The sequence below is a fragment of the Solibacillus sp. FSL W7-1472 genome, assembly GCF_037969775.1.
Lineage (GTDB): Bacteria > Bacillota > Bacilli > Bacillales_A > Planococcaceae > Solibacillus > Solibacillus silvestris.
Genome location: NZ_CP150208.1, coordinates 860,322 through 883,525 on the forward strand (window position 1 = coordinate 860,322; position 23,204 = coordinate 883,525).

Annotated in this window: 26 protein-coding genes; 18 read left to right on the forward strand and 8 right to left on the reverse strand. The window is 38.2% G+C overall.

The features are described from left to right. Window positions 1-148 precede the first annotated feature (148 nt). Window positions 149-577: a thioredoxin-like domain-containing protein gene (locus MKY07_RS04095; RefSeq protein WP_339263919.1), complete on the forward strand. Its 429-nt coding sequence runs from the start codon at window positions 149-151 to the stop codon at window positions 575-577. A gap of 60 nt (window positions 578-637) precedes the next feature. Next, window positions 638-1,300: a TrkA family potassium uptake protein gene (locus MKY07_RS04100; RefSeq protein ID WP_008403478.1), complete on the forward strand. Its 663-nt coding sequence runs from the start codon at window positions 638-640 to the stop codon at window positions 1,298-1,300. A 102-nt stretch (window positions 1,301-1,402) separates the two neighbouring features. On the opposite strand, the gene rnjA is transcribed toward MKY07_RS04100, so the two are convergent. After that, window positions 1,403-3,070: a ribonuclease J1 gene (gene rnjA, locus MKY07_RS04105; protein WP_008403476.1), complete on the reverse strand. Its 1,668-nt coding sequence runs from the start codon at window positions 3,068-3,070 to the stop codon at window positions 1,403-1,405. A 5-nt stretch (window positions 3,071-3,075) separates the two neighbouring features. Then, window positions 3,076-3,285 carry a DNA-directed RNA polymerase subunit epsilon gene (locus tag MKY07_RS04110; RefSeq protein WP_008403475.1) on the reverse strand — a complete coding sequence of 70 codons (210 nt, stop codon included), beginning with the start codon at window positions 3,283-3,285 and terminating at the stop codon, window positions 3,076-3,078. Window positions 3,286-3,625: 340 nt separating this feature from the next. Here MKY07_RS04110 and MKY07_RS04115 point away from each other — a divergent pair, with 340 nt between their 5' ends. Next, on the forward strand, window positions 3,626-4,396 hold the full coding sequence (locus MKY07_RS04115; protein WP_014824568.1) for a Cof-type HAD-IIB family hydrolase: 771 nt from the start codon (window positions 3,626-3,628) through the stop codon (window positions 4,394-4,396). Window positions 4,397-4,728: 332 nt separating this feature from the next. Here the strand turns inward: MKY07_RS04115 and def are convergent, their stop codons facing one another. Beyond that, window positions 4,729-5,286 carry a peptide deformylase gene (gene def, locus MKY07_RS04120; RefSeq protein WP_008403471.1) on the reverse strand — a complete coding sequence of 186 codons (558 nt, stop codon included), beginning with the start codon at window positions 5,284-5,286 and terminating at the stop codon, window positions 4,729-4,731. A gap of 383 nt (window positions 5,287-5,669) precedes the next feature. On the opposite strand from def, the gene pdhA reads away from it, so the two are divergent. The 6 genes from pdhA to MKY07_RS04150 all read left to right on the forward strand — a co-directional run bounded on the left by pdhA (window position 5,670) and on the right by MKY07_RS04150 (window position 12,309). After that, window positions 5,670-6,785 carry a pyruvate dehydrogenase (acetyl-transferring) E1 component subunit alpha gene (pdhA, locus tag MKY07_RS04125; RefSeq protein ID WP_008403469.1) on the forward strand — a complete coding sequence of 372 codons (1,116 nt, stop codon included), beginning with the start codon at window positions 5,670-5,672 and terminating at the stop codon, window positions 6,783-6,785. A 3-nt stretch (window positions 6,786-6,788) separates the two neighbouring features. Next, entirely contained in the window at window positions 6,789-7,766 is a 978-nt protein-coding gene (locus tag MKY07_RS04130; protein WP_008403467.1) for an alpha-ketoacid dehydrogenase subunit beta, read from the forward strand. 18 nt (window positions 7,767-7,784) lie between these two features. After that, a complete protein-coding gene (locus MKY07_RS04135) occupies window positions 7,785-9,164 on the forward strand; it encodes a dihydrolipoamide acetyltransferase family protein (protein ID WP_339263920.1) in 1,380 nt (459 codons plus the stop codon). Window positions 9,165-9,168: 4 nt separating this feature from the next. Then, on the forward strand, window positions 9,169-10,581 hold the full coding sequence (gene lpdA / locus MKY07_RS04140; protein WP_008403464.1) for a dihydrolipoyl dehydrogenase: 1,413 nt from the start codon (window positions 9,169-9,171) through the stop codon (window positions 10,579-10,581). 662 nt (window positions 10,582-11,243) lie between these two features. Continuing rightward, a complete protein-coding gene (locus MKY07_RS04145) occupies window positions 11,244-11,657 on the forward strand; it encodes a CidA/LrgA family protein (protein ID WP_008403461.1) in 414 nt (137 codons plus the stop codon). Further along, entirely contained in the window at window positions 11,620-12,309 is a 690-nt protein-coding gene (locus tag MKY07_RS04150; RefSeq protein ID WP_087615512.1) for an LrgB family protein, read from the forward strand. Before MKY07_RS04145 ends, MKY07_RS04150 begins: the two co-directional genes overlap by 38 nt. Window positions 12,310-12,343: 34 nt before the next feature. Here MKY07_RS04150 and MKY07_RS04155 read toward each other — a convergent pair whose 3' ends face one another. Beyond that, window positions 12,344-13,813, reverse strand: coding sequence for an aminotransferase class I/II-fold pyridoxal phosphate-dependent enzyme (locus tag MKY07_RS04155; RefSeq protein ID WP_008403458.1), 1,470 nt, complete (start codon window positions 13,811-13,813; stop codon window positions 12,344-12,346). A gap of 126 nt (window positions 13,814-13,939) precedes the next feature. Here MKY07_RS04155 and MKY07_RS04160 point away from each other — a divergent pair, with 126 nt between their 5' ends. Together MKY07_RS04160 and MKY07_RS04165 are read left to right on the forward strand one after the other, a co-directional pair. Then, on the forward strand, window positions 13,940-14,899 hold the full coding sequence (locus tag MKY07_RS04160; RefSeq protein WP_008403457.1) for a nitronate monooxygenase family protein: 960 nt from the start codon (window positions 13,940-13,942) through the stop codon (window positions 14,897-14,899). A gap of 23 nt (window positions 14,900-14,922) precedes the next feature. Continuing rightward, window positions 14,923-15,195 carry a UPF0223 family protein gene (locus MKY07_RS04165; protein WP_014824564.1) on the forward strand — a complete coding sequence of 91 codons (273 nt, stop codon included), beginning with the start codon at window positions 14,923-14,925 and terminating at the stop codon, window positions 15,193-15,195. Between the two features lie 201 nt (window positions 15,196-15,396). Here the strand turns inward: MKY07_RS04165 and MKY07_RS04170 are convergent, their stop codons facing one another. Continuing rightward, complete coding sequence (locus MKY07_RS04170; protein ID WP_065216483.1) at window positions 15,397-16,020, reverse strand: DUF1054 domain-containing protein; 624 nt, start codon at window positions 16,018-16,020, stop codon at window positions 15,397-15,399. Window positions 16,021-16,196: 176 nt separating this feature from the next. Here MKY07_RS04170 and MKY07_RS04175 point away from each other — a divergent pair, with 176 nt between their 5' ends. Beyond that, window positions 16,197-16,394 (forward strand): hypothetical protein, encoded by a 198-nt coding sequence (locus tag MKY07_RS04175; protein WP_008403454.1) that lies wholly within the window; start codon window positions 16,197-16,199, stop codon window positions 16,392-16,394. Window positions 16,395-16,535: 141 nt separating this feature from the next. Then, window positions 16,536-17,330, forward strand: coding sequence for an inositol monophosphatase family protein (locus MKY07_RS04180; RefSeq protein WP_065216482.1), 795 nt, complete (start codon window positions 16,536-16,538; stop codon window positions 17,328-17,330). 37 nt (window positions 17,331-17,367) lie between these two features. Here MKY07_RS04180 and MKY07_RS04185 read toward each other — a convergent pair whose 3' ends face one another. Then, entirely contained in the window at window positions 17,368-17,583 is a 216-nt protein-coding gene (locus tag MKY07_RS04185; RefSeq protein ID WP_008403452.1) for a DUF5325 family protein, read from the reverse strand. A 128-nt stretch (window positions 17,584-17,711) separates the two neighbouring features. Here MKY07_RS04185 and typA point away from each other — a divergent pair, with 128 nt between their 5' ends. The 3 genes from typA (at window position 17,712) to MKY07_RS04200 (ending at window position 20,750) form a co-directional block, all read left to right on the forward strand. Then, entirely contained in the window at window positions 17,712-19,562 is a 1,851-nt protein-coding gene (gene typA, locus MKY07_RS04190) for a translational GTPase TypA (protein ID WP_008403451.1), read from the forward strand. 36 nt (window positions 19,563-19,598) lie between these two features. Next, the gene (locus MKY07_RS04195) at window positions 19,599-19,985 is read left to right on the forward strand and encodes a YlaH-like family protein (RefSeq protein WP_239534763.1); all 387 of its coding nucleotides are present in this window, start codon (window positions 19,599-19,601) and stop codon (window positions 19,983-19,985) included. A gap of 126 nt (window positions 19,986-20,111) precedes the next feature. Further along, window positions 20,112-20,750 (forward strand): hypothetical protein, encoded by a 639-nt coding sequence (locus MKY07_RS04200; RefSeq protein ID WP_008403449.1) that lies wholly within the window; start codon window positions 20,112-20,114, stop codon window positions 20,748-20,750. A gap of 39 nt (window positions 20,751-20,789) precedes the next feature. Here the strand turns inward: MKY07_RS04200 and MKY07_RS04205 are convergent, their stop codons facing one another. Further along, the gene (locus MKY07_RS04205) at window positions 20,790-20,993 is read right to left on the reverse strand and encodes a YlaI family protein (RefSeq protein ID WP_008403448.1); all 204 of its coding nucleotides are present in this window, start codon (window positions 20,991-20,993) and stop codon (window positions 20,790-20,792) included. 12 nt (window positions 20,994-21,005) lie between these two features. After that, entirely contained in the window at window positions 21,006-21,506 is a 501-nt protein-coding gene (locus MKY07_RS04210) for a hypothetical protein (protein ID WP_008403447.1), read from the reverse strand. A 170-nt stretch (window positions 21,507-21,676) separates the two neighbouring features. On the opposite strand from MKY07_RS04210, the gene MKY07_RS04215 reads away from it, so the two are divergent. Then, entirely contained in the window at window positions 21,677-21,958 is a 282-nt protein-coding gene (locus tag MKY07_RS04215) for a YlaN family protein (RefSeq protein WP_008403446.1), read from the forward strand. 60 nt (window positions 21,959-22,018) lie between these two features. After that, on the forward strand, window positions 22,019-23,191 hold the full coding sequence (locus MKY07_RS04220) for an FtsW/RodA/SpoVE family cell cycle protein (protein WP_008403445.1): 1,173 nt from the start codon (window positions 22,019-22,021) through the stop codon (window positions 23,189-23,191). The last annotated feature ends 13 nt before the right edge of the window (window positions 23,192-23,204 follow it).

Genomic DNA, 23,204 nt, shown 5'->3' on the forward strand with positions numbered 1-23,204 from the left:
CTTTAAGTTTACGAAAGCATTAATAATTATACATAATATCGCTGTATTTTCAAGGGTCTAAGCCAAATATGTATGGAAATACGTAAGGGATAATTTTTGTGGTACCGATAAAACCGTCAATACATATGTTACAACGAGGTGAGTATAATTGAGGATTCGCACATTAATGCCATCGTTAAGTGGCGCGACAAGAATATTAAATCGGAAAAATACTTACGAGGAAAGTGCTAAAGCAACATTGGTGTATTTTTGGTCAATGAGCTGTTCGGAATGTGCCCAGTCTATAAAGAACTTGAAGGAACTGGAACGTATATTTGGGGATCGGTTAACTGTTCACGCAATCCATATGCCCAGAGAGAAAGAGGACTATTCGGAAACCCTTGTAAAAGAAAAAATAAGGCAACTGGATATAATATACCCTGTTTATCTGGATAATGAACTAAAAATAAGCGACAGGTTTGGAAACAAATTTGTACCTGCATTCTATATATTTGATCAGCAGCAGCAATTGCGCTTTTTTAAGGCGGGTTATTTTGCATTGAAATTATTGCAACAGAAAATAGAACGCATAATTTGATGACAACAACTGAATGTATGCGTTAAACTAGTGGCAACTGGATGTTCGGAGGAGAATAGTATGAAAAAAGAATTCGTAGTAATAGGTCTTGGTCGTTTTGGAGGAAGTATTGTACGTGAACTCGTTAAACAGGGAGCCAATGTAATGGCCATTGATACAGATAGTGAACGTGTCGATGAATATGCCCGGATTGCCACACAGGCTGTAGTAGCAGATACGACAGAAGAGGAAACGATCAAATCACTCGGTTTATGGAATTTCGAACATGTCATTGTAGCCATTGGAGAAGATATCCAGTCTAGTATTTTAACGACGCTTATTTTAAAAGAGCTCGGCGTTCCGCAAATTACAGTGAAGGCGCAAAACGACTATCATGAAAAAGTATTGCTGAAAATCGGTGCGGACTTTGTTGTGCATCCTGAACGTGATATGGGAATCCGGATCGCCAATAACATGATGTCAAATAGTGTTCTTGACTACTTGGAGATTTCGGGTGAACATTCCATCATGGAAGTTAAGGCAAACGAAAGTATTGCCGGCCAGTCGCTCATTGAACTCGATGTACGTGCAAAATACGGCTTGAATATCGTCGGCATTACGCGCGGAGAGGAAATTATGATTTCTCCAAATGCAACAGAACGCATTCAAGTAGGGGATGTCCTGCTCATTATCGGCGCAGATGTCGATATTAACCGGTTTGTAAAGAAGGTCATTCAGAAGTAAGTTAGACCGTTGTTAAAGAAATTAAATGTAAACATAAAAAAAAAATCCATCATCTTGCGAAGGCAAAATGATGGATTCTTTATATTGAGGACTAGTGCCGATTTATACTTCCATAATGATCGGTAAAATCATTGGACGACGTTTCGTTTTTTCGTATAAATATGGGCCTAATACATCGGTAATCTCATTTTTCAAATCATTCCATTGTGTATCTTTTTCCTGAATCGTGCTGTTTAAATGATGATTCAGCATTTTTTGTGCTTCATTAATCATCATGCCCGATTCACGCATATACACAAATCCGCGAGAAATAATATCCGGACCAGAAACAATTTTGTTTTTAGCCATATCGACACTTACGACAACGATGACTAAACCTTCTTCGGAAAGAATTCGACGGTCGCGTAATACGATATTGCCGATATCCCCGATTCCGTTTCCATCGATATACACGTCGCCTGAAGGAATGCGCCCTGCAACATGTGCTTCATTTGCACTTAACGCAAGAACATCTCCATTTTCCATAACGAATGAGTTTTCCAATGGAACTTCACAAGCTTCAGCTAATTCAGTATGAATTTTCAACATGCGGTATTCACCGTGAATCGGCATAAAGAATTTCGGTTTCATTAAACGAAGCATAAGCTTTTGTTCTTGTTGAGAACCGTGACCTGAAGTATGGATATTATTTAATGCGCCATGGATAACTTCTGCACCAGCACGGAATAATAAGTTGATAATTTTGTTTACGCTCATCGTGTTACCAGGAACCGGAGAAGATGAGAAGACAACCGTATCACCAGGCTGGATTTGAATTTGACGGTGTGTACCGTTAGCAATACGTGATAAAGCAGCCATTGGTTCACCTTGAGAACCAGTACATAAAATCATCACTTCATTTGCAGGTAAGCGGTTTAAGCTTTGAATATCGACAAATGTTTCTTTAGGAGCTGTAATATAGCCTAATTCACGGCCGATTGTAATCGCATTATCCATTGATCGACCAAACACAGCAACTTTACGGCCATATTTTACAGCTGCATCTGTTGCCTGTTGTAAACGGTGGATATTGGAAGCGAATGTTGCAAATATAATACGTCCATCAACTTTACGGAAGATTTCGTCAATGCTTTTCCCAACTGTACGCTCGGACATTGTGAAATCAGGTTTTTCGGCGTTTGTACTATCCGATAGTAAACAAAGAACGCCATCGCGGCCGATTTCCGCCATTTTCGTCAAGTTAGCAGGCTCGCCTACTGGAGTAAAGTCAAACTTAAAGTCACCAGTATGCACAATATTACCCGGTGGTGTCTTGATGACAATACCATATGCATCTGGAATACTATGTGTTGTACGGAAGAAGCTAACAGCTGTTTTACGGAATTTAATGACATCATTCTCTTTAAATTCAATCAGTTTTGTTGTACGTAATAAGCCATGCTCTTCTAATTTGTTGCGAAGTAGACCTAGTGCAAGTTTCCCTCCATATACAGGAATGTTAACTTGACGTAATAAATAAGGAATACCACCGATATGATCTTCGTGACCATGTGTTATAAATAAGCCTTTGATTTTGTCTACGTTTCGAACTAAATACGTATAGTCTGGAATTACATAGTCAATGCCAAGCAAATCGTCTTCAGGGAACTTAATACCTGCATCTATTAGTATGATTTCATCTTGGAATTGTACTGCATATGTGTTTTTGCCGATTTCGCCCAGTCCGCCGAGTGCGAATACAGCCGCTTGATCATTCTTAACGAATTTCATAACTGTTAAGCGTTCTCCAGACGGAAATTCGGGCTATTTTGTTCATATTCTAAATAGTTGCCTTCTAGAAGTTGAACAAGTTCAATATTGTAGTTACGGTCTTTTAAATAGTGACGTACTTCACGTTCAGATGACGCCTCTAAATAAAGTGTTTTTGTGTTTTCGCGAACTGGAATCTCAGAAATGTTTTCTTGATAATAGACTTTGTAAATCATAGTTACTCTCCTTTAAGTACGAACATTATTACTGCACTTCTAACTTGTAGAAAAATGCATTTCCTTTATATTATCACGGGACTCCTTTAAAATAAAGAAAAGCCATTCAAATTTCGTCAACATCAACGTGTTCACGAATCAAAAAAAATGGCACGTCCTATAATCGGGCGTGCCATTGTAAATGAAGTGTTAGGCAATTAATTTTTTTCCGAGGATGCCATTTAATCGTTTCCGCCATTTCTTTTTGAGACGCTTTAACATAGGTCATCACTCCTCACACTCATTATACTAAATATTCAGATTTTTGTAAAGGGCTATAAAATAAAAGGAGTGTTATAAATTGAAGAAAATATTATTTTTTGATGTAGACGGCACACTATACAATTCAGATAAAAAATTACCTGCTTCAGCAAAGGATGCTATATTTAAAGCACGAGAAAATGGTCACGAAATTGCGATTGCAACTGGACGAGCACCATTTATGATAAAAGATATAATGGAAGAACTGCAAATCGATACATATGTGACATTTAACGGGCAATATGTCGTTTATAAAGGTGAAGTCGTTTATACAGATCAAATCGACAATGAAACTTTAACGGAAATCCTGGAATTTGGTGCACAGCGAAATCATCCGTTAGTTTTCCTGAATGAAAAGGAAATGATCGCTAGTGAAAGCGATTATGAAAGTGTGGAAAGCAGTTTAGCAACACTTCAATATCCATATCCGCAAATTGATCCGCAATACTATTTGCATACACCGGTGTATCAAACGCTTGTATTTATAGAAGAAAAAGAGCAGCCGATTTATGAACAGCAATTCCCTCAAGTCCAATTTATCCGTTGGCATCCTTTCTCATGCGATGTGCTGCCAGACGGTGGTTCAAAGGCAAACGGCATTCGAAAATTGCTGGAACATATTGATGTGCCGGTAGAGAATGTTATTACATTTGGCGATGGATTAAATGATATTGAGATGCTTTCAGAGTTTGGCTATAGTGTTGCAATGGATAATGGGCATGAGCGAGCGAAGGAAGTAGCTTCAATGATTACAGGACATGTGGATAATGACGGTTTAGCTGACGCAATGAAGAAGTTGAAATTGATATAAGCAGGTTGGAAAAAGCGTTGTGAGAAGATTTTTTCGCAGCGTTTTTTTGTTTTGAAAGATGGACGTGATTTTATTAGAACAATGTGAATGCTTATTGGAAAATCGGAAGCAGACATTAGAAAATAGAGAAAGGATTTTAAAATATGTAGCAGCCGTTTTAGAACAATTGGCAAGTATATTAGAAAATTTTAATTTTAATAGACAGGTTAAAAGGATATTAGAACAGTTGCAATTTTATTAGAACTTTTAAAAGCTGTGGCTACTTTCTTCTATAGTAACAGGTCAAAAAAAGACCCCATTTTCGCTACTAACGTAAACGGGATCTGCAGAAGTCAGTCTCTTCCGAATGGAATACTGTTTTCCAATTGGACAAACGGGTCTTTTTCATCGATACGATCGTAAAACATAACTCCGTTTAAATGATCTAATTCGTGCTGGAATGCGATTGCAGGAAGACCAGATAAACGCATTTTCTTTTCTTCTCCGTCCACTGTCATAAATTTCACAGTGATACGTGCATAGCGATAGACATAACCGGGAATGGCGCGGTCTACAGATAAGCAGCCCTCACCACTTGTTATATAAGTCTGTTCAACGGAATGGCTTACAATTTTAGGGTTAACTGCCACAAAGCTGATCAGTTCACCATTTTCATCTTCCAAATGCAGTGCAAACATGCGTTTTAAACTGTTTACCTGGTTTGCAGCTAAGCCGATGCCGCCGCGTAAATTATATTTTTCAGCAATTTCAGGATTTTGGCTATTAATTAAATATTGCAGCATATCATCTGCGAGCTTTCGATCTTCTGCTGATAACGGAAAAGTTACTTCCTCCGCGCGGGTGCGTAAAGTAGGGTGTCCTTCACGGATAATATGTTCCATTAAAATCATGTGAAACTTCCTTTCAGTTCAAACTTATATGTGTAAGTATACACGACTCTCCGGAATCGAAGTAAGAAAAAACCTTCTCGAAAAGAAAATTATCATAAATTCCGATTTAACAATTCATTATAAGGGAATGAATAAATGATAAGGAGTTATAAATTAAATAACAATATTTATAAGCTGTTTTTTCTATTATAGTACAGAGGTGATTCAAGTATGATACAGGTAATGTAACTGTATTAGTTTGGACGAATGTGAGGAAAAATCTTTAATTAAGATGATAAACAATGATTGACCGATAGAATTTTATTCTTTATACTCGGGATATAGAAACGTTGTACTAGTAAAAAACGAATTTTTTTTAATACAGTTCAAAGGGGATGTAAACAATGGCAGAAAAAATGAAAAATCAATTGGACCCAGCTGGAACGTTACAGGATATTGAAAGTAAGTTTGAGATGTTCCAAATTTTAAACGAGCAGGGTGAAATAGTAAACGAAGCGGCAATGCCGGACTTAACAGACGAGCAATTAGTTGAATTGATGGAACGTATGGTATATGTACGTATTTTAGATCAACGTTCGATTTCGTTAAATCGTCAAGGACGCCTAGGTTTCTATGCACCGACTGCGGGTCAGGAAGCTTCTCAGTTAGCTTCGCATTATGCGCTGGAAAAAGAAGACTGGATTTTGCCTGGTTACCGTGATGTGCCACAAATCGTTATGCACGGTTTACCATTATGGAAAGCATTTTTATTCAGCCGCGGCCACTTCATCGGTAACCAAGTACCGGAAGGCGTTAATGTATTGGCACCACAAATTATTATTGGTGCACAATATATCCAAACTGCCGGTGTAGCACTTGGTTTACAAAAACGTGGTTCAAAAACAGTTGCGATTACTTACACAGGTGATGGTGGTTCATCACAAGGGGATTTCTACGAAGGTATTAACTTTGCAGGTGCTTTCAAATCTCCGGCGATTTTCATCGTACAAAACAACCAATACGCAATTTCGACACCACGTGAATTACAGACGGCCGCTAAAACAATTGCACAAAAAGGTATAGCAGCAGGTATTCCAAGTATATTGGTAGATGGAATGGATCCATTAGCAGTATATGCAGCAACAAAGGATGCGCGTGATCGTGCAGTTCGCGGTGAAGGGCCGACTTTAATCGAAACAATGTGTTACCGATATGGGCCTCATACGATGGCAGGGGATGACCCGACACGTTACCGTACTACAGATATCGACAATGAGTGGGCTGCGAAAGATCCATTAGTACGCTTCCGAACATTCCTTGAAGGAAAAGGTCTATGGGATGAGCAAAAAGAAGAAGCAGTAATCGAACGTGCTAAAGAAGAGATTAAAGATGCGATTAAACAAGCAGATCAAGCACCAAAACAAAAAGTTACGGAATTAATGGAAAATATGTACGCTGGAGAAATGCCGGCGAACTTAAAAGAACAGTATGCGATTTATAAAGAGAAGGAGTCGAAATAAGCCATGGCACAAATGACAATGATTCAAGCAATTACAGATGCATTACGTTGCGAATTAAAAAATGACGAGAACGTTTTAGTATTCGGTGAAGACGTTGGTGTAAACGGCGGGGTTTTCCGTGCAACAGAAGGTCTTCAAAAAGAATTCGGCGTTGATCGTGTATTTGATACGCCACTTGCAGAATCAGGAATCGGTGGTTTAGCAATTGGTTTAGCGTTAACTGGATACCGTCCAGTACCTGAAATTCAATTTTTCGGCTTCGTATTCGAAGTAATGGATTCAATCAGCGGGCAAATGGCACGTATGAAATATCGTTCAGGCGGTACGTATAATGCACCAGTAACAATCCGTTCCCCATTCGGCGGTGGTGTTCATACACCGGAAATGCACTCGGATTCTTTAGAAGGGTTAATGGCTCAATCACCTGGATTAAAAGTAGTTGTTCCATCAACACCGTATGATGCAAAAGGATTGCTAATAGCTTCTATTCGTGACGATAATCCGGTTATTTTCTTAGAGCATTTAAAACTTTACCGTTCATTCCGTGAAGAAGTTCCGGAGGAGTCATATACAATTGAATTGGGTAAAGCAGATGTGAAGCGTGAAGGAAAAGACCTTTCTATCATTGCTTACGGCTTAATGGTACACGAAAGTCTAAAAGCGGCAGAAGAGTTGGAGAAAGAAGGCTACTCAGTAGAAGTCATCGATTTACGTACAATTCAGCCGTTAGATATCGAAACGATTATTGCATCTGTTGAAAAAACAGGCCGCGCAATTGTTGTTCAGGAAGCTCAAAAGCAGGCAGGTATTGCGGCAAATGTTGTCGCAGAAATTACAGAACGTGCGATTCTATCATTGGAAGCGCCGGTATTACGTGTAGCTGCACCAGATACAATCTATTCATTCCCGCAAGCAGAAGGTGTATGGTTACCGACGTATAAAAATGTAATGGAAACTGCAAAGAAAGTCTTAACATTCTAAGAATTGAGGGTGAGATAAATGGCATTTACGTTTCGTTTACCAGATATCGGAGAAGGTATTCATGAAGGTGAAATCGTCAAATGGTTCGTTAAACCTGGCGATCAAGTAAAAGAAGACGATATTTTAGCAGAAGTTCAAAATGATAAAGCAGTCGTAGAAATTCCGTCACCAGTTGATGGTACAGTAGAAGAAATTTTCGTAGAAGAAGGAACGGTGGCGATTGTCGGGGATGCCTTAATCCGCTTTGATGCACCAGGCTATGAAGATTTAAAACTAAAAGGTGATGATCACCACGAATCAAATGAATCAAATAAAACAGAAGCACAAGTACAGTCTACTGCTGAGGCTGGCCAAGATGTGAAAAAAGAAGAAACTAAATCGGATAAAAATGCAGACACTGCTCAGCCGGAAGCTCCAGCTGAAACGGAAAAAGCTGCATCACCATCTGAATCAGAACCTTCAGGCAAACGCATTATCGCAATGCCTTCTGTACGTAAGTATGCTCGTGAAAAAGGTGTCGAGATTCAGCAAGTTTCTGGCACAGGCAAAAATGGCCGTGTGCTTAAAGAAGATATTGAAAGCTTCCTAAATGGAGGTCAACAGTCTGCTTCTGAAACAGAAGAAGTGAAAGAGACACAAGCAGAAGAAAAACAAGCAGCAACAAAACAAGCTGCACCAGTTGCACTTGAAGGGGAATTCCCTGAAACACGCGAAAAAATGAGCGGTATCCGCAAGGCAATTGCAAAAGCGATGGTTCATTCAAAACATACGGCTCCGCACGTAACGTTAATGGATGAAGTGGACGTAACAGAACTTGTTGCACACCGTAAGCAATTCAAAGATATTGCAGCAGAACAAGGTGTTAAATTAACGTTTTTACCGTACGTTGTGAAAGCTTTAATCTCGACTTTGCGTAAATATCCTGAATTTAACCGTTCACTGGATGATGCAACACAAGAAATTATTCAAAAACATTACTATAATATTGGTATTGCAGCTGACACAGAAAGAGGTTTATTAGTTCCTGTTCTTAAGCATGCTGATCGTAAGTCTGTATTCGGCTTATCACAGGAAATTAATGAATTGGCTGTAAAAGCACGTGATGGTAAGCTAGCACCGCATGAAATGAAGGGTGCGTCAATGTCGATTTCAAATATCGGTTCAGCTGGTGGACAATGGTTCACACCGGTAATTAACCATCCTGAAGTAGCGATCTTAGGAATTGGTCGTATTTCAGAGAAACCAGTAATAAAAAATGGTGAAATTGTAGCAGCACATGTGTTAGCATTATCATTGAGCTTTGATCATCGAATGATCGATGGAGCGACTGCACAAAACGCTTTAAATCATTTAAAACGTTTATTAAGTGAGCCGCAACTATTATTAATGGAGGCGTAAAAAAATGGTAGTAGGAGATTTTCCAATCGAACTAGATACTCTTGTAGTAGGTTCTGGCCCTGGTGGCTATGTAGCAGCAATTCGTGCAGCACAAACAGGTCAAAAAGTAACAATCGTTGAACGTGGAGCATTAGGTGGGGTATGTTTAAATGTAGGTTGTATCCCTTCAAAAGCTTTAATTTCTGTAGGTCACCGCTTTGAAAATGCCCAACATTCAGATGATATGGGTATTACTGCATCTGAAGTGAAATTAGACTGGTCTAAAGCACAAGCATTTAAAGACGGCGTTGTTAAAAAATTAGTTGGCGGCGTTGAAGGCTTATTAAAAGGAAACAAAGTAGATATCGTAAAAGGTGAAGCATACTTCGTGGATGCAAACACTGTACGTGTTATCGACGGCGATAATGCTCAAACTTATACATTCAAAAATGCTATTTTAGCAACAGGATCTCGTCCAATCGAAATCCCAACATTTAAATTTACTAAGCGTGTAGTAAGCTCAACTGGTGCGTTATCTTTCCCTGAAGTACCAGGTAAATTAGTAGTTATCGGTGGCGGTTACATCGGTACGGAGCTTGGTTCTGCTTATGCTAACTTAGGTTCTCAAGTAACAATTATCGAAGGCGGTAAAGATATTTTAGCTGGCTTCGAAAAACAAATGACGCAAATCGTTAAAAAAGGTCTTAAGAAAAAGGGCGTTGAAGTTGTAGTAAACGCATCTGCTAAAGGCGTAGAAGAAAACGAAAACGGCGTTATCGTTACTTATGAAGCAGGTGGCGAAGAAAAAACTGTTGAAGCAGATTACGTATTAGTAACTGTAGGTCGTCGTCCGAACACGGATGAAATGGGCTTAGAAGAAGTAGGTATTAAATTCGCAGAACGCGGATTATTGGAAGTAGACAAACAAGGTCGTACTTCAGTATCGAACATTTATGCAATCGGTGATATCGTTGCAGGTCCACAACTTGCTCATAAAGCTTCTTATGAAGGTAAAGTTGCTGCAGAAGCAATCGCTGGTGAACCATCAGTAGTTGACTACTTAGCAATTCCAGCAGTATGCTTCACTGATCCAGAAATGGCAACTGTAGGCTACTCTGAAGAGCAAGCAAAAGCGGAAGGTTTAGAAGTGAAAGCTGCTAAATTCCCATTCGCTGCAAACGGTCGTGCATTAGCATTAAACGAAACAGAAGGCTTCGTGAAACTAGTAGCACGTAAAGAAGACGGCTTATTAGTCGGTGCTCAAATCGTTGGTGTTGGCGCTTCTGATATGATCGCTGAAATGGCAACTGCTATTGAAGGCGGCATGACTGCAGAAGATATCGCATTAACTATCCATGCTCACCCAACTTTAGGTGAAATTACAATGGAAGCTGCTGAAGTTTTACTAGGCAACCCAATCCATATTGTAACTAAATAATTTTATAAAATGCACTGCCCATTATCAAATGGGCAGTGTTTTTTGATGGTATGAATAATGTGAGGTTCTCACAAGGAAAAAAGCTTTATAGAGGCTAGAAAATAATTTCCCTGCGTTTATTACTCAAGGTTTTTATATTGTGAAAAATGGTTAAATATAACCGGAAGAACGTTTGGAAAGTTAAATTAACAAAGTGAAAAAAAGAAACTGCAAAGTAAATGGGCATCCTCGGCAGTTGTATTATTAAGCGATTCAAATGAAAAGAAACATGAGGGTAAAACAGATCGTTTTGCCATAATTGATTTAGATATATTAATAAGAAAACTGCTGGAAGTGCAAAAAGAAAATTTTACAAAAGACTCTTATGAGTTGTTACAGCGCGTCATATGCGGTGCTAACAATATTAAGTCTAATTAATATAGGGCAAGCTTGTGACGACCTGATAATAGCCGCCAGGATACTTCAAACAAAACCTTTAATAATGGAATCGCTTCCGGATATTTTAATTGAAAACTGCTGAACGAAACTATCTTGTATAAATTTTAACAAGGTAGCTTTTAACGTTTCTTTTAAAAGAAATAACCAAATTATAGTAGGAAAATAAAATAGACAGAAATTTCTAATGGACGTACAATTAATACTGTGTAAAGGGGGGTTAGCTGATGGAAATTATCCGTACTATCGTTCAAATTGGTATTATCATTTTGTTTTATCTCGCTGGAGAATTTATTGTTTCGATTACTGGTATTATTATACCGGGAAGTATTATCGGGTTAGTGATATTATGGCTTGCTCTTTACTTTAAAATTTTAAATGTGAAATACATACAAGATGGTGCCGGTTTTATGTTAGCGTTTTTAACATTGTTTTTTATCCCTTCAACAGTGGCAGTCATCAATTATCCTGAACTGCTCACGGTTTCAGGGGGGCTATTCATTTTAGCTGTTATAATCAGTACAATTTTTACACTTGTTATTACTGGAAAAATCAGCAAGTTAATAGAAAGAAAAGAGCGCAAAATGAAGGAGGAAGAGAATATTGCTGCATCTACTGTTAATTCTATTCATCATAAGTAGCACCGTTCTTCTTTTTATATTACTGAATAGACTGTACTTGAAAGTGGGTAACCCATTTTTATTGCCTATTTTAACGGCGACTATTATTACAGTCATTATTTTACTAGTATTTAATATTCCTTATGAGACATACATGGAGGGGGGAGAGTGGATATCCAAAATGCTTGGTCCGGCTGTTGTAGCGCTCGCATTTCCTTTATACAATCAGCGGGAGCTTATATTTAAATACAAATATTCTATTATTACAAGCATCATTGTGGCAATGCTTGCTGGTCTTATTAGCGTTGTAGCTTTACTTTTACTATTTGGGGCTAGCAAAGACTTTATCCTTACTTCTTTACCTAAATCATTAACAACACCCGTTGCGATGCAAGTAAGTGATATTGTTGGGGGGATACCGCCGCTCACTGCTGTAATGGTAATGGTAGCAGGGTTTACGGGTGCTATTTTAGGACCTGTACTATTTAAATTATTTAAAATTGATACGGCGATCAGTCGAGGGGTCGCTATGGGAAGTGCTTCACATGGTGTCGGATTGACAAAATTAAAGGAGTATAGTGAAGAAGATTTATCGATTGGCTCCCTGTCTATGGGGCTCAGTGCAGTTGTAGGGGCTTTCATTATTCCCCTTATTTCGATTTATTTATTTTAAAAAAGACAGACAGCATAGCTGTCTGTCGGTAATATTAATAAATCGCTTTACGCTCTTTAATAACACGAATATTTTGTAATGTACTATCTTCAGGACCTTGAACAGGAAGACCTGCTTCAATATTCATCTTAATAAAATCTATGTTGCTTTGCGTAATTATTTCCCCGGGAATAAAAATTGGAATGCCCGGTGGATACACCATAATAAATTCTGCGCAAATATACCCTTCTGCCTGGGATAGGGGAATACTTTCTGTTTGTGCATAAAATGCATCGCGCGGTGTCATGGCAAGAGCAGGAATTTCAGGTATTTGAACATTTGTTTCAATAACCGATGCTTCCGATTCGAAATTTTTCGACATACGTGTCAAAGCATTTATAAGTAAATTAATTTCTTTTTTCGAATCTCCGATTGTTACTAAGCATAAAATATTGTATAGATCGGACAACTCTACTTCTAAGTTGGCGTTTTGACGTAACCATTCTTCTGCAACATGTCCGGTAATACCTAAATCTTTAACGCTAATTAACAGCTTTAACGGATCCATATCGAATGTAGCAGAAGTTCCGAGTCTTTCGCGTCCTACACAATGTAGATGCGGAATTGCGTTAATTCGTTTACGGGCATCCTTTGCCAAGCGGATTGCTTCATCCAATAAATCATATCCGTGGACAGCAAGCTGGCGGCGTGCCGTATCTAAAGACGCCAGTAATGGATAGGAAGTCGATGTTGTTGTAAGCATTGAGAATACAGCCTGTACGCGTTTGGCTGTTACAAGGCCTTCTCTAACGTTTAATACAGAACTGCCTGTCATCGAGCCTCCAAGCTTATGTGTGCTCGTAGCGGCCATGTCTGCACCGGCTTGCATTGCGGATAGCGGCAATTCATCATGAAATTTAATATGAACGCCATGCGCTTCATCCACGATTACTGGAATATTACGTGCATGTACAATTTCGACAATGCGTTTTAAATCTGCAACAAAACCAAAATATGTCGGGTTGATGACAAGTACGGCTTTTGCATCTGGATATGTCGTCAAAGCGCGCTCAACCGACTCAGGTGAAATACCGTGAGAAATGCCGAGCTCACTGTCAACTTCCGGATGAATAAAAATAGGAATAGCACCTGCAAAAACAATTGCTGACATAATTGACTTATGTACATTCCGCGGTACTATAATTTTATCGCCTGGGCCAACGACAGTCATAATCATCGTCATAATGGCGCCACTAGTACCTTGCACGGAAAAAAATGTATGGTCAGCACCAAAGGCTTCAGCAGCAAGGTTTTGTGCTTGCATAATCACACCTTTAGGAGCGTGTAAATCATCTAGTGGAGCAATATTAATTAAATCAATTGATAAAACGTTGTCGCCTACAAATTCTCTGTAAGCTGGATCCATACCTTGCCCTTTTTTATGGCCTGGGATATGGAACTGGATAGGGTGTCTGTTGCGATGCTTAAGTAATGCATCAAACAAAGGAGTCTCTAACTGTGACAACGCAGGTACCACCTCACTATATAGTATTTTTTAAAAACAAATGAATTATAGCACCTATTAAAGTTGCTGACTATATAAATATTTTAATCAACTGAATTGACAGTTATTATTTTAGGAGGAATAACAATGAAATGGCAAACAAAAGTAACTGAATTACTGCAAATTAATTATCCGATTATTCAGGGCGGATTGGCATACCTGGCTTATTCTGAGCTTGCTGCAGCGGTTTCAAATGCAGGAGCCTTAGGGCAGATTACAGCGATGAGCCTATCGTCACCGGATGCGCTAAAGGAAGAAATAAAAAAAGTAAGAGAAATGACAGATCGACCATTTGGAGTAAACTTTGCGATTGGGATGCATGGAAAAGGTTACGAAAAAATGATCGAGGTGGCTGGTGAAATGGATGTGCCCGTAGTTACAATAACGGGAGGAAACCCTGCACCGATATTCGACATATTAAAAGACGCATCATGTAAAAAACTCGTACTTGTCGCTGCGAAACGACAGGCCCAAAAAGCTGAACAACTGGGAGCGGATGCAGTAATGGTTGTTGGGCAAGAAGGAGGCGGTCATTTAGGAAGAGATGACGTCGGAACTATGGTGCTAGTACCACAAGTTGTCGATAGCGTATCGATTCCGGTTATCGCTTCAGGAGGAATTGGAGACGGTCGTGGATGGATGGCTGCACATGCATTAGGGGCTGAAGGAATTGAAATGGGGACACGCTTTATTGCAACAAAAGAATGTGTACATGCTTCTCTAGCATATAAGCAAGCGCTGATTGAAAGCGAAGAAACAGATACAACAATTATTAAACGGTCGATTGGTGCACCTGCCCGAGTAATCCGCAATGCATTCACAAATGAAATTTTAGGAGTGGAACAAAAAACGCCTACTTATGAAGCATTGAAATCATATATTAGCGGTGAAGCAAACAAAAAATTCATTTACGATGGAGATGCAACTAAAGGTTTTGGATGGGCTGGCCAAGTAACGGGATTAATTCAAGATGTACCATCAGTGGAAGAATTAATTCAGCGTATGGTTGTACAAGCGGAAAAAATCCGTTTAAAATGGGGACAGTAATGATTAAAGGCAGGTAATAACTTATGGAATATTCATACCCATTATCGACGGACTGGTCAACAGATGAAATGGTTGATGTCGTACGCTTTTTTGAAGTGGTGGAAATGGCATACGAAAAAGGGGCAAAGCGTGAATTAGTCATGGCGCGCTACAAACGTTTTAAAGAGATTGTACCTTCCCAGGCGGAAGAAAAAACAATCTTCCGTGAATTCGAGCAGGCAAGCTCATATGTACCATACCGCATCGTGAAGCTGGCAAAGGAATTATCGGACGGTCAAATTGTAAGAATGAAATAAAAACGCTGTGACAGAAATAGAAAGTTATTGGATAAGGTAACACACTTATAAAAGAAACGAATTTTCGGTACAGCAGAAAGCAGCATTTTCTCACAGAGAAAATGCTGCTTTTCTTTTTAAAGATGAAACTTTTATAAATTATTTTTAAATTGTTGGAATGTTTAGCAGTCTTTTGTACATATTAATAATAAATGGTTGCAATTAACCTTTGATGATTTCATAAACAGGGAGAAGCTCATCAAATGTTTGTTCAGCCAACTGCAAAAATTGTTCTGCAGACATTTTAATTGCCTCATCTGCAGGTATACGACGCCCAACAAGAAATTCTCCTTTTTTTACATCACGCAGGCGTATAAGGAGCTGTTCAAGCTTTTCGGTGCGCGCTTCTTTTAAAGGGATTGTATCTGGTTGCATATGATCGCCGGAAAGTACGTAATCATCGGATAAATCTTTAATCACTTGCATATTTTTCAGTAAGCGCTGTGCCATTTCCTGTTTTTGCGGCGCTTCATAAATCACTGCAACAACGATGAAAAGATGCGTACCCCATAATCCAATCTGGAAATGCGGCAAAGCTTTATAACCACGCTTATAAGGAGCGAACGCAACCCAGGAGTCTTTTGGAGGGTTTACAGTACGGCGGGCATGTTTAGCTACATGACCGAAAAATTCTTCTCCTGTTTGTGCACTGAAATACCCTGTAAACGTTTCTGAAAGCTCATTAAACTTTGGGCGAATAATAGTTGTTAAAGCTTCCATACGTTCATCTAGGCCGTCAATATCAAATACTTGAAAGTCTTCTTTAGTCCATTTGACAATACTCATTTTTTTAATTCCTTTCGATTTAATGTTTATTTTATTAATTTTTTGGGAAAAAATCTTGTAATAGAAACTTTATACCAATGGAAAATATCAGGGACGAGGCTATAAGTCTTAAGGAATTGCTCATATTATCCAGGTTGGTTAAAGTCTGAAAAATTATGATAAGGAAGTGATTTATTATGAAACAGATGATTAAGATTATACGCAAAGTTGATATTGAAAAGCAATACGAAGAGATTTTAATGTTGGAAATGGATTACGAACTTGCAACACTCTACGCTGCGATGAATGACAAAAATCAATCTGAAATTGATAAATCTAAAAAACGCTTAACAGAAATTCAAGAGGAATTAAAAGGTCTACATGCATATGCGTAACAAAAAAATGTTTCCAAAATAAAAAATCACTTGCCGACGTAAGAAAGCAAGTGATTTTTTGTTATAATAAGGATACTTTAGAAAATGCTCAACATATTTACATAAATAAACTAGTGATTGTTGTCGGAAGGTGGATGAACGATGGATATAAAACAACTGGATGAATTTGCAAAAGAAATTATTTTTGAAGCAGGGAAAAATATTCGAGCAGCATTTTCCTATAATATTGAAATTGAAACAAAGTCGAATCCCAATGATTTAGTAACGAATATAGATCGGGAGACAGAATTATTTTTCATTGAAAAAATAAAGGCATTTAATCCGGACCATCGTATTTTAGGTGAAGAAGGAATGGGCGAAACGGTTGACAATTTGAAAGGTGTTGTATGGATTATCGATCCGATTGACGGGACGATGAACTTTGTGAAGCAGCATCGTCACTTTATGATTACGATTGGTATTTATGTCGATGGTGTCGGAGTGTTAGGCTACATATTTGATGTAATGCGAGAAGATTTATTTAATGCGATTGCCGGTGTAGGTGCATGGTATAATGATTCTCCATTGCGCAAATTGCAGCCGGTGAAAATCGAAGAGGCGGTAATCGGCATTAATGCAAACTGGGTTACACCGAATACTCGCATCAATCACGAAAAAATTATCGAACTTGTTCAAACGGTGCGCGGTACACGTTCTTACGGTTCGGCTGCGATGGAAATAGCTTTTGTTGTAAGCGGAAAGCTGGATGCCTATATGTCCATGCGTCTTGCACCTTGGGATATCGGTGGGGGAGTGATCATTGCAAAAGAGGTTGGGGCGGTTGCCACAAACTTGGACGGCAAAGATTTCGATTATTTATCGAAGGATACATTCCTAATTGCCAATCCTTCAATTCATCAATTAATCTTGGATAAATATATTGAAGAAAAAAAATAAAAACTTCGGTGCATTATTGCACCGAAGTTTTTATTTTCTATAATAAACCTTGATCTCTGAATTTACGTTTTGTCTTAAATGCCATCCCGAAAATTCCACACATTACGATAACACCTAAAATAACACCGATCCAGCCGGTTGTTTCATACTTTGGCCCTGTCATAAAAACAAGTGAAAAGGCAAATCCAATGCTAATCATTGAAAGAATTGCCGCTAATGCGTAAATAAACATCACAAATTTTGCTTTATTCATCGTTCGTACCTCCATATACTTTTTATATGTGACAATAAATGTAATTAATTATTGTGAAAAGACATTTAATCTTTCATGTGCTATAATATCACAGTTAAACAATTGAAAAAAGAATATGGAGTGGAATAATGACAAATTTACGTCAAGATATTCGTAATATCGCAATTATTGCTCACGTTGACCATGGTAAAACAACGTTAGTAGACCAATTATTAAAACAATCAGGTACTTTCCGTTCAAATGAACGTGTAGAAGAACGTGCAATGGATTCTGGTGATATAGAGCGTGAACGTGGAATTACAATTTTAGCTAAAAATACAGCAGTAGATTATAACGGTACTCGTATCAACATCCTTGATACGCCTGGACACGCAGACTTCGGTGGAGAAGTAGAACGTATCTTAAAAATGGTAGATGGCGTTTGTTTAGTTGTCGATGCGTATGAGGGTTGTATGCCGCAAACACGTTTTGTATTAAAGAAAGCGTTAGAACAACGCTTAACGCCAATCGTTGTAGTAAACAAAGTAGATAAAGACTCAGCTCGTCCACTAGAAGTAGTAGATGAAGTATTAGAGTTATTAATCGAGCTAGGTGCAGATGAAGATCAATTAGATTTCCCAGTTGTTTATGCTTCTGGTGTAAATGGTACAGCATCTTTAGATCCAGACCCAGCAAATCAAGAAGAAAACATGACTTGCCTATTCGAGAAAATCATTGAATCAATTCCAGCACCAATTGATAACTCGGACGAGCCTTTACAATTCCAAGTAGCATTACTTGACTATAATGACTTCGTTGGTCGTATCGGTATCGGTCGCGTATTCCGCGGTAAAATTTCTGTAGGTCAACAAGTTTCTCTTATGAAATTAGATGGCACAGTGAAAAACTTCCGTGTAACAAAAATCTTTGGTTTCTTCGGTCTTAAGCGTGAAGAAATCGAAACAGCTATTGCTGGTGACTTAATCGCGGTTTCAGGAATGGAAGATATCAACGTTGGTGAAACAGTTTGTCCAATTGATCATCAAGAAGCGTTAACACCATTACGTATTGATGAGCCAACATTACAAATGACATTCTTAGTAAACAACTCACCATTCGCAGGTCGCGAAGGGAAATGGGTAACTTCTCGTAAAATTGAAGAGCGTTTACTTGCACAATTACAAACAGATGTATCTCTACGCGTAGAAGATACAGATTCTCCAGATGCATGGACAGTTTCGGGTCGTGGTGAGCTTCACTTATCGATCTTAATCGAAAACATGCGTCGAGAAGGTTATGAACTACAAGTATCTAAACCACAAGTAATCATCCGTAACATCGATGGCGTAAAATCTGAGCCAATCGAACGCGTTCAAATCGACGTACCAGAAGATTCTGTAGGTTCTATCATTGAATCAATCGGTACTCGTAAAGGTGAAATGTTAGATATGATAAACAACGGATCGGGACAAGTTCGTTTAATCTTTAACGTACCAGCACGTGGTTTAATCGGTTATACGACTGAGTTCATGTCTATCACAAAAGGTTTTGGTATGATGAACCATACATTCGATCACTACGCTCCAGTAGTAGCAGGTAAAGTTGGCGGCCGTCACCAAGGTGTATTAGTATCTATGGAAAACGGTAAAGCAACAACTTACGGTATGATGGGTGTAGAAGATCGCGGTACATTATTCATTGAGCCAGGTACTGAAGTATACGAAGGTATGATCGTTGGTGAAAATACACGTGATGCTGATATTACTGTAAACATTACAAAACAAAAACAAAAAACAAATATCCGTTCGGCGAACAAAGACCAAACGAATGTTATTAAAAAGCCTCGTATTTTATCACTTGAAGAAGCATTAGAATACTTAGGTGATGATGAGTATTTAGAAGTAACTCCAGAATCAATCCGTTTACGTAAACAGATCCTTGATAAAGGTGAACGTGAACGTGTTGCTAAAAAGAAAAAGAACGCTGAGTTAGAAGCTTAATTGGCGTCATTAAGGAAAGGTTGAATGATGTTGAATATGATGGCTGTGTTTGGTAGCTATTTTAATTTAGTATTACTGGCAACTGTATCTACAAATGAAAGTGATTACGTGTTTAATCGTATGTCCGGAATTACAAGATATTTATACGAAAATTTACCTAGCTACGAAATAGCTGGCTATGCAACATTTGTTCTTGTATTCCTTATGTCGGCAATTGTATATAAACTAGGCTTTGCAAAAAAACTTTCATTCGGCAGAAATGTCATCATTTATACGTTCCTGTTTTTAGGATGTATGGTATTAACATTTTTGGCCCTATTCTTACCGATGATTGAAGGTTTAATTGTAGCTGCGTTAATTCTGATCGTCTATAAATCACGTTTATGGCGTGAAAAACGAGAAGAAGCGAAACAAATAAATTAATAGAGAGGGGAGTGTGTTAATTTGGACACATTCCCCTCTTTTTTTAAGACAATTTAATTGAAAACGCTTTATTCGGAGCGTTATAATTCATAACTGGGGATAATAACTAAAATGGAGTAGAGGAAAATGCATCTTACTAAAAAGCAGATCTTTATCATTGTTGGATTAGCGCTAATTATTATATCTTGCGTTATTTTTATACCTGCAGTATTATCAGCAAAAAATGAAGATAATGCAGCAGCGGAATTAAGTGAAATTTATAATGACCAATTTGTTGTTACAAAGTCTACAGCACCTGCAATCGGGGACGATTTTGAAGTGACGGTCCAATCGGAAACTTCAAAAACAGTGTATGATTTTGATGTTAAAGACGGTAAATATTTTGGTGAATATTATGGTGAAAATGTAAATATGCAAGTAAATGAACTGATTCAACCGATCGTTGGGGAAGAGATATTAGTGATGTCAAATGTATTCCAGAAAGACTTGGAAGAAGAGACAGCACTTGAAGATGTGAAAGCGGAGAAAGCTACTGTGCACTTATTAGTGGACGAAGAAATTTCAGAAGCAACAGCACAGCAAATTGCAGATGCTTTAAAATCACAATTCGGCGAAATTCCAGTAACTGTTGAAGCATATGTTGTTGACGAAGAACGTGTTTTTGAAGGGGTAAAAACAGAAGTATTAAACTTCTTCCAGTTAAGCAAAATTAACGGAAAAAGCTTTGTCGACTTTAAATTCCACGAACAGTCTTTTGAATATTAATAAAAATGCGACGAGCTCTTTTTATGAGCCCGTCGCATTTTAAAATTCTTCATCAAATTTTGATGATGTTCGGAAAAAGCGGAATTTTCCTGTTGCTATTCTTGTATGTGTGTTTTCGGAAATACGTTCCGAACATTCTGTGCACATAAAAGTATGAATGGGACGATTGCGTAATTTTTTCGCTAAAGGTAAATCGTTTGGTAGTTCATGTAGTGTATCGCAAATGACACATTTTACACGCATGACGAAATCCTCCTATTGAATACGAATCGCACGCACATTTTTTATTGGATTTTCTACATTTGAACCATCAGCAAATAGCACATGTACTGGTCCATCTTCCAAAAGAGGTTTGCCATCCTGGCTGAATTTTAAAATGAAAGTTTCAGCCTGTTGTAATGGAAAAGCAAATTCCTCGCCTGTTGTACATTCAAAAACAACTTCATTTGCACTATCAGCAATTTCGGCATTTTTCAGAAATGGTTTAATTTCCATTCCGAATGTACCTGTCATCATGCCTTTACGGTCAAACTTACGTTCAGTTTTTAATGTAGGCGGAAATACTGCACCTTCCATAATTTCACGTGACCAGTGTGCGCCCATCTCACGTAAATACTTTTCGTTATTTTCTTCAACTTTTTCTGAAACAAAATATGTATTCAGATCTAGTTTACGATCATCAAAAATCCATACAGTAGGATCTAATGTTAGTTCAAATTTAACCGCGCCTTTAATTGGAATGATTGTTTCGGTCATTTTTCAGTCCCCCTTCACTATGTTCCTTCATAATTATAACGCGATTCCTCATAGAAAGAAATATAATTGAATTGAATGTAAAACATACAAAGACACTTGCATTTTTGAATGTAAAAAGATACACTTTACTAAGATAGAATCGAAGAAATATCATAGATGGGGGCGTCCTCATGGATACGAAAGCACAAGCTTCCTTTCAGGAAAAAGCATTAGAGCTGTTAACTGCGGATGCAGATAAAATTGCTCGATTAATTCGCGTACAAATGGATAATCTGACAATGCCATCTTGTCCGTTATATGAAGAGGTTTTAGATACACAAATGTTTGGTTTATCGCGTGAAATTGAATTTGCCGCGAAACTCGGGCTGATCGAACGTGAACAAGGCAAGCAAATTCTCGATTCGTTAGAGAAAGAGCTTTCTTTACTACATGATGCGTATACAGACAAATAAAAGAAAACTCAAACGCAACAATGCGGTTTGAGTTTTTTTTTCAAAGATGAGGTTTTTAACATGAAACAATATTTTAAAAATTATTTTCGCAATTTTGATTATGGATTGTTGTTCGTTTACATTTTGTTAATGTTATTTGGACTTGTCATGATCTACAGTTCGAGTATTTGGGTATCTATTATTCAATATGATGCAAATCCGAACTTTTATTATAATCGCCAGCTCGTCAATATAATTTTAGCGTTAATTTTGTTTACGGTCGCTGTCATTACGCCCTATAAAAGATTATCCAATAAATCTATATTAGGTCTTTTGCTGGCAGTTATGTTTATACTAGAGTTATGGCTTTTAATAGCCGGTAATAGTGTTAACGGTTCTAGAAGTTGGATCAGCCTGTTCGGCCTTATGAATTTCCAGCCGTCCGAATTTGCCAAACTTTTTATTATTATTTTCTTTGCGGGAACTTTTTACCGTAAAAGTGTGAACCGTGGTTCGATGCAGCTGTTAACATTTGATGATGTGTCGTATCCTCTGGGCATGTGGCTATTTATCGTACTTGTTGTCGGTTTTGAAACTGATTTAGGTGCACTTGTTATTATTGTTGCTATTGCGCTTGTTGTCGTTATTACGAGCGGACTTAGAGGTAAGACGCTCGGCAGAATTTTTGGACTGCTCTCTGCTCTAGGGGTTGTCGGAATGATCGGAATCTTAATTTTCAAATGGGACACGGTTTTTAACGCAAGTCGGAGAGGCCGGATTACTTCCTATTTAGATCCTTTCAGTGATCCGCTTAATTCCGGGTATCATGTTGTCAACGGCTATTATGCAATCGGAGCAGGGGGCTTGGAAGGTCGAGGGCTCGGTCAGTCGATTCAAAAGCTGGGATATGTACCTGAACCGCAAACCGATTTCATTATGGCGATTATTGCCGAAGAGTTAGGGATTTTTGGTGTATCAATTGTTATTCTTGGTTTAGGCTTTATTGTGATGCGCGGTTATTATATCGCGATGTCAACAAAAGATCCGCTTGCACGAATGTTAGCGGCGGGCATTTCTACATGGATAGGATTACAGACTTTTATTAATTTAGGTGGATTATCGGGACTTATCCCGTTAACCGGAGTAACGCTACCTTTCATTAGCTATGGCGGTACTTCTATATTATTGCTCTCAGTGGCAATGGGGATACTTATTAATGTATCCACACATCACAAATTGGAAAAAAGAAAGTAATTGGGGGTTAAGG

Bases quoted from the DNA above. Each gene is read 5' to 3' on its own strand.
- MKY07_RS04175 (WP_008403454.1), top strand. From the start codon at position 16,197: ATGAAACAGATGATTAAGATTATACGCAAAGTTGATATTGAAAAGCAA.
- typA (WP_008403451.1), top strand. From the start codon at position 17,712: ATGACAAATTTACGTCAAGATATTCGTAATATCGCAATTATTGCTCAC.
- MKY07_RS04165 (WP_014824564.1), top strand. From the start codon at position 14,923: ATGGAATATTCATACCCATTATCGACGGACTGGTCAACAGATGAAATG.
- MKY07_RS04185 (WP_008403452.1), bottom strand. From the start codon at position 17,583: ATGAATAAAGCAAAATTTGTGATGTTTATTTACGCATTAGCGGCAATT.
- MKY07_RS04220 (WP_008403445.1), top strand. From the start codon at position 22,019: ATGAAACAATATTTTAAAAATTATTTTCGCAATTTTGATTATGGATTG.
- MKY07_RS04170 (WP_065216483.1), bottom strand. From the start codon at position 16,020: ATGAGTATTGTCAAATGGACTAAAGAAGACTTTCAAGTATTTGATATT.
- rnjA (WP_008403476.1), bottom strand. From the start codon at position 3,070: ATGAAATTCGTTAAGAATGATCAAGCGGCTGTATTCGCACTCGGCGGA.
- lpdA (WP_008403464.1), top strand. From the start codon at position 9,169: ATGGTAGTAGGAGATTTTCCAATCGAACTAGATACTCTTGTAGTAGGT.
- MKY07_RS04160 (WP_008403457.1), top strand. From the start codon at position 13,940: ATGAAATGGCAAACAAAAGTAACTGAATTACTGCAAATTAATTATCCG.
- def (WP_008403471.1), bottom strand. From the start codon at position 5,286: ATGATTTTAATGGAACATATTATCCGTGAAGGACACCCTACTTTACGC.
- MKY07_RS04100 (WP_008403478.1), top strand. From the start codon at position 638: ATGAAAAAAGAATTCGTAGTAATAGGTCTTGGTCGTTTTGGAGGAAGT.
- MKY07_RS04130 (WP_008403467.1), top strand. From the start codon at position 6,789: ATGGCACAAATGACAATGATTCAAGCAATTACAGATGCATTACGTTGC.
- pdhA (WP_008403469.1), top strand. From the start codon at position 5,670: ATGGCAGAAAAAATGAAAAATCAATTGGACCCAGCTGGAACGTTACAG.
- MKY07_RS04145 (WP_008403461.1), top strand. From the start codon at position 11,244: ATGGAAATTATCCGTACTATCGTTCAAATTGGTATTATCATTTTGTTT.
- MKY07_RS04210 (WP_008403447.1), bottom strand. From the start codon at position 21,506: ATGACCGAAACAATCATTCCAATTAAAGGCGCGGTTAAATTTGAACTA.
- MKY07_RS04195 (WP_239534763.1), top strand. From the start codon at position 19,599: ATGATGGCTGTGTTTGGTAGCTATTTTAATTTAGTATTACTGGCAACT.
- MKY07_RS04200 (WP_008403449.1), top strand. From the start codon at position 20,112: ATGCATCTTACTAAAAAGCAGATCTTTATCATTGTTGGATTAGCGCTA.
- MKY07_RS04180 (WP_065216482.1), top strand. From the start codon at position 16,536: ATGGATATAAAACAACTGGATGAATTTGCAAAAGAAATTATTTTTGAA.
- MKY07_RS04110 (WP_008403475.1), bottom strand. From the start codon at position 3,285: ATGATTTACAAAGTCTATTATCAAGAAAACATTTCTGAGATTCCAGTT.
- MKY07_RS04135 (WP_339263920.1), top strand. From the start codon at position 7,785: ATGGCATTTACGTTTCGTTTACCAGATATCGGAGAAGGTATTCATGAA.
- MKY07_RS04205 (WP_008403448.1), bottom strand. From the start codon at position 20,993: ATGCGTGTAAAATGTGTCATTTGCGATACACTACATGAACTACCAAAC.
- MKY07_RS04215 (WP_008403446.1), top strand. From the start codon at position 21,677: ATGGATACGAAAGCACAAGCTTCCTTTCAGGAAAAAGCATTAGAGCTG.